We start from the raw sequence: 1,521 nt of genomic DNA on the forward strand, positions 1-1,521 counted from the left end.
GTGCTGGGTAGCGATCCTTCATAACGACCAAAGAACCCTGTGGGAGCGAGCTTGCTCGCGATGGCGGTTGAACATTCGATACTTGCATTGACTGATACACCGCTATCGCGAGCAAGCTCGCTCCCACAGGTACTTATGTAAAGCCAGCGAGCAAAAAAAGCCGCAACCTTGAGGTTGCGGCTTTTTTGTTCCAGAGATCGATCAGTGGGCGAACAACGAGTTGCCCTTCTGCCCCGCCAGTTTCTCCGGCTTGATCAGGAACCGCGCCAGTGCCGGCAACAGCCACAGCGCACCGAACATGTTCCACAACAGCATGAAGGTCAGCATCAGACCCATGTCGGCCTGGAATTTGATGGCCGAGAAGATCCAGGTGCACACGCCGATGGCCAGGCACAGACCGGTGAACAGCACCGCCTTACCGGTGGACTTCAGCGTCTGGTAGTACGCTTCTTGCAGCGGCAGGCCGGCACGCAGGAAGCTTTCCAGGCGGCTGTAGATGTAGATGCCGTAGTCCACGCCGATCCCCACCCCGAGCGCCACGACCGGCAGGGTCGCCACTTTCACGCCGATGCCCATGAAGGCCATCAGGGCGTTGCCGAGTACCGACGTCAGCACCAGCGGCAGCACGATGCACAAGGTCGCCGCCCACGAACGGAAGGTGATCATGCACATGACCGCGACGCAGATGTACACCAGGATCAGGATGGTCAGCTCGGACTTCTTGATCACCTCGTTGGTGGCCGCCTCGATCCCGGCGTTACCGGCAGCGAGGATGAACTCCAGGCCTTCCTTGTTGTTTTCCTTGGCGAACGCCTGCACCGCATGCACCGCACGATCCAGGGTTTCGGCCTTGTGATCGTTGAGGAACACCAACACTGGCGCCAGGGAACAGCTGTTGTTGTACAGGCCGTCAGCGCGGGCGATGGAGTTGTTCAGCACATCAGGGTTACGCGACAGGGTTTCCCATTTCAGGTTGCCTTCGTTCATGCCCTTGATCATTTGCTTGGACACAGTCACCAGGGAAATCGCCGATTGCACGCCTTCGGTGTTCTGCATCTTCCACATCAGCTCGTCGATCGGCGCCATGGCTTCGTAGCGCGAGCAGCCTTCAGCCTTGGTCTTGACCATCACCACCAGCACATCGGAACTGGTCGAGTAGTTATTGATGATGAAGTTGTTGTCCTTGTTGTAGCGCGAGTCCGGACGCAACTCCGGGGCACCCTGGTCGAGGTCGCCGATTTTCAGGTTCTGGCTGTACCAGAGACCGCCGCCAAAGGCGATCAGCGCCAGCAGAATGGACACCGGTGCGACTTTGGCGCTGGCGAAATTCGCCAGCAGGCGCCAGAACGGATGTTCGCGATGCGCGTCCTTTTTGCTGCGTTCGACCGCACGCTTGCTGATGCCGACATAGGAAATCGCCACCGGCAGCAGGATCAGGTTGGTGAACACGATTACCGCCACACCGATGGATGCGCCGATCGCCAGTTCACGGATCACGCCGATATCGATGATCAGCAGCGT

Annotated in this window: 1 protein-coding gene; it reads right to left on the reverse strand. The window is 58.6% G+C overall.

The window, feature by feature from the left end; genetic code table 11:
• Positions 1-201: 201 nt before the first annotated feature.
• Positions 202-1,521, reverse strand: a 1,320-nt coding sequence (locus tag ACXRVY_RS28515) for an efflux RND transporter permease subunit (RefSeq protein WP_458238893.1), incomplete at its 5' end; no start/stop codon positions are given.

This window comes from Pseudomonas sp. P5_A2_2, from assembly GCF_054177685.1.